This is a genomic window from Citricoccus sp. (assembly GCF_035445025.1).
Taxonomy (GTDB): domain Bacteria; phylum Actinomycetota; class Actinomycetes; order Actinomycetales; family Micrococcaceae; genus Citricoccus.
On record NZ_DAOMPX010000118.1, the window covers coordinates 1 to 3,877 of the forward strand.

Consider the following 3,877-nt stretch of genomic DNA (forward strand, 5'->3'; position numbering starts at 1 on the left):
GCGCGCTGGTTGGCGACCCGGGGGACCTCGCACCCGGTGATCGGGGACCACTTCAAGGTCGTGGGCTGGCCGGTCAGTCCCTGCGGGTCGAACAGGGCGACCGGCCCCTTGGTGGCGCGCAGGGTGGCGGTGGCGGCCAGGTTATCGGCCCGGGAACTGGTGGTGATCACCGGGCCGGGGGCGTCCAGGATGGCCCCGATGAGCAGGTGCAGACCCTTACCCGAACGCGGGGGACCGATGAGCACCACGGATTCCTCCAGACAGCTCCACACCGGTGAACCCTCCGCCGAACCCAGCAGCAGGGCCCCGTCGGCCGGCTTGGGGTGCTTCACACTGGGACGCACCTTGGTGGCCTTCTTCCGGGCGGCCCCGGCCCCAACGGCACGGCGAATCTCCGGGGCCCGCGCCATGCCCTCGCGCCACCGGATGGACCGGATGAACGCTGTGTCGGACTGCTGGTACCGCATCCACGCATACGCCCCGGCCCCGACCAACAGCACCAGCACCACGGCCAGCCCGATGTACGCCCCGATCAGGGTCCCGGTGGGGGCCGCGCATCCGGCGGCCGTCCCAAAGGCGGTCCCGTCGCCGGTGGCCACGAACCCCAGCGGGTCCACGATGGTCTCCGGCCAGGCCAGCGCCCCGCACACGGCCCGGTTGGTGAGCACCCCGACGAGCACATAAGCCCCGTACACGCCGATGAGCCCGAGGATCGCCAACGGCAGGGCGTGGTTGTTCGCCCCGGTGGTGGACTGGCGGTTCTGGGCGTTCCAGCTCATGCCCGGGCCTGCCTCTCAGTGGTCGTGGCGGTGGCGGTGGCGGTGACGAGGCGTTCGTCGGTGTTGAACAGCCCGAGTTCGACCCGGGTCAGGTCGTTCTTGACCTGGAAGCTGGACCCGCCCAGCCGCCACAGGCCCACGCCTTCGTCCAGGTACTTCAGCAGGGACCGTTCCCGGTCGGAGAGCTCGAGTTCATCGGTGGTGACCCGCAGCGCGGAGCGGTCTTGGCGGTAGATGACCTTGACGTCGGCGTCGGCCAGCAGGGACTTGGCCATCGCGGCCATCTTCGAGCCGCGGTCGCCGGCCATGTCCAGGTCGGCGATCTTGTGCAGGATCAGCACGTTGAAGATGCCGTAGGCCCTCGCCAGTTTCCAGGACTCGACCATGCGGCGCAGGTCGGCCTCGGAGGAGATGTTGTCCCAGCCCTCTTCGTAGACCACGATCCGCTGGCCTCCGTCACTGGTGGTGACCATGGCCTCGGTCCAGGCCCCGGAGCAGGCGTTGACCACCCGCACCGCTTCGGGGCTGGCCCCTTGCAGGGCGGAGGTGTCGATCGAAGTGGCCGGAGCGTCGGCGGCGAAGTGCGCGGTGGTCTCCCCGTCGAACATCCCGGCCAGGTCACCGGTGGTCATCCGGTGCAGGGTCATCGCCATCACCGAGGACGCCTCCGCGACCAACCGGTCGGGGTGGTCCTTGGCCGCTTCCAGGGCGTCGATCACGTCCGGGATGATCACGATCCCGCCCCGGGTCTGAGCTGCCTGGACTCCGGTATCCAGGGCCAGGGAGAGCACGTGGTGTTCAGCCGGGGACAAGTCCCGATTCGTCAGTATCCGCACCAGGGTGACCAGGATGGCCATCCGCCGGGTGCGGACCGTCATCGCCCACCCCTCATCGCTCAGCGGCTCGCCCTGGGCATTCAGGGAGGGCCGGGTGCCCGGATCCAGGGGGTTGATCCGGGTGCCCATGCCCGGGCCGACCTGGATCACCGACCCGCCCAGGGCGTGCACGACCCGGGTCCACTCGCCCTTCTTGTCACTGGCGACCGAGAGCTTGCGTCCGGCCTGGACCAGGCGGACGGCGAAGGACTTGGCCAGCGAGGACTTACCGACCCCGACCTGTCCGAACAGGATCATCGACATCCCGGAGATGATGCCGCGCTCATACAGCTGCCACGGGTCGAAACAGAACGCCCCACCGCCGTTCAAATCCCGGCCGATGTACAGCCCGTCGGCGCCCAGCGAGGTCCCGGCCACATACGGGTAGGCCGTCGCCCCGGTGTGCGCGGTGGTCGGCACCCCGCGTGTCCGCAACACCCCCGTCCCGTGCAGGGACCTCGGCCGACGCTCCCCACCCCGGCCCCAGGTGGGCCGGGGGAAGTCGTGGCTGACATCGGTGTCGGTCTGCTGGGCGGCCTTGAGATCCTTGAGGACCTGCCGGGTGGAGGTGAGCGAGGCGCGTTTTCCCTCCCGGTTGGCCTGGTAGAAGTCGAAGACCTCGATCTTCTGGCGGTTCTTCGTCGTCGGGCTCATCACATCTCCACCATTCCGAAGGGCAGGGCCGCGGCGAGCATCGCCGAGTCCTGTTCGAGGTACACCACGCGCAGCTCACAGTTGGCGTTCACGGCCCGGGAGAGCACGTCGGCGCAGTTGGCCTCCAGTTCCATCTCGTCGGCCCCGGTGACGGTGATCAGCACCGCCATATCCAGGCGGGCGTGGCCATCGACCAGTTCGGTCTCCTCCCGGTTGATGTCCTCCAGTTCCCGGTCGTGCTCCAGGGTGTGGGGCCGGTCCAGTTTGTCCAGCAGTCGGGTGGTGGTGCGCCAGTCGGCCTTGCGCCGCTGGATGTGGTTCAACGCCCCCCGGGCATCGCGCGGCACCCAGACCACAGAGACGGTGTGCCGGAAGTCCCCGGCGAAGATCAACGGCTCCAAGAATCCGAGGCGGGCCTGGGACTGGGGGAACTCGGAGACCTTGTAGGTGCGGTGCAGGTACCCGTCGGTGCGCACATGGTCGGTGAAGACCTCCATGGCCACCGGTCCGGCCGAACCGGGGGCGACCCCGACCCAGTCCCCGGAGCGTTCGGAGATGACCACCGAGGCCTGCGGGTCGAACGCCGAACGCACCAGTGCGGCCAGCGACCTCGGGGAGTGCCAGGCCTGCACGGTGGTGCCCGAGGCCGGCAGGGTGCCCTCGATGGTCGTCATCACCGACAGGGCCAGGGTCATGAACCCGGGCAGCCCGCCACCGAGGGACTTGATGCGCTTGGCGACCTTCTCGCGGGACAGCACCACCGTCATCCACGTCTCGTGGACCGGCATGTCTTGGGCCTCGGCCATCAGCTCCACGAACGCCGCGTGCAGGAACGGGTTCACCGCCTCCCCGCTGGGCCGACCCTCTCCGGTGGCTTCGGCGCCCTTGGCGTTGTAGAACTCCATGACCTTGGACCCGGAGATCAGCGTGGTCTGGTCCGCGTGCTGGATCCGGGCCACCCCGGGCATCCGGGCGATCGCTGAGATGGCTTCGCGCCAGTTCGCGGTGCGGTCCTCCTGGGCGTCGAAGGACTCCAGGGCGAAGGCCTTGGAGGTGTTGATCTTCGCGCACACGATGCCCTCGCCCCGGCGCGGGTCGTAGACGAATCCGGCCCCGCTGGGCAGGGTGTACACGCGCAGTTCGTTGGCCTCCCCGGGCAGCCGGAACCGGGCCCCGGCCCCGGGCTTGATCCGCCCGGCCTCATCCCGGCCGGTGCTGGTGTCCCCGCCGGCCAGCACCGGACAGGACGGGTCCGCTGGAGCCTCGTCGTGGTCATGGGTGCCGTCGCGGCGGACGAAGGTCAACTGGTTGCGGGCCCCGCGCACCAGGTAGCGCAGCCACAGCCCGGCCCAACCGATCAGGGGCCGCCCCATGACTTTGGGGACGACGATCCCGGCGGCCACCGCACCGAGCACCAGGGCTGTGAAGAACCCGCGGGGGAAGCCGCCGGTGAACACCAGCAGCAGCATCAGCCCCAGGGCCACCCCGAGGGTGATGACCTGGGGCCAGCTCAGCCCCAGCAGCACCCCGGTGGTGCGTTCCCGGGCGAACCGGGCCCCGTCCCACGGG

At 69.8% G+C, this 3,877-nt stretch carries 2 protein-coding genes and 1 pseudogene; all 3 read right to left on the minus strand.

What is annotated here, in order from left to right; translation table 11 throughout:
* A pseudogene (locus PLJ28_RS15200) lies at positions 1-779 on the minus strand (TraM recognition domain-containing protein); the annotation flags it as partial.
* A complete protein-coding gene (locus PLJ28_RS15205) occupies positions 776-2,308 on the minus strand; it encodes a putative type IV secretion/conjugal transfer ATPase (protein ID WP_324590372.1) in 1,533 nt (510 codons plus the stop codon). The gene PLJ28_RS15205 and the pseudogene PLJ28_RS15200, both read right to left, overlap by 4 nt.
* The coding region (locus PLJ28_RS15210; RefSeq protein WP_324590373.1) for an SCO6880 family protein at positions 2,308-3,877 on the minus strand (1,570 nt) is incomplete at its 5' end. The genes PLJ28_RS15210 and PLJ28_RS15205, both read right to left, overlap by 1 nt.

Excerpts from the sequence above, each read along its gene's own strand:
- PLJ28_RS15205 (WP_324590372.1), bottom strand. The coding sequence starts at position 2,308 with ATGAGCCCGACGACGAAGAACCGCCAGAAGATCGAGGTCTTCGACTTC.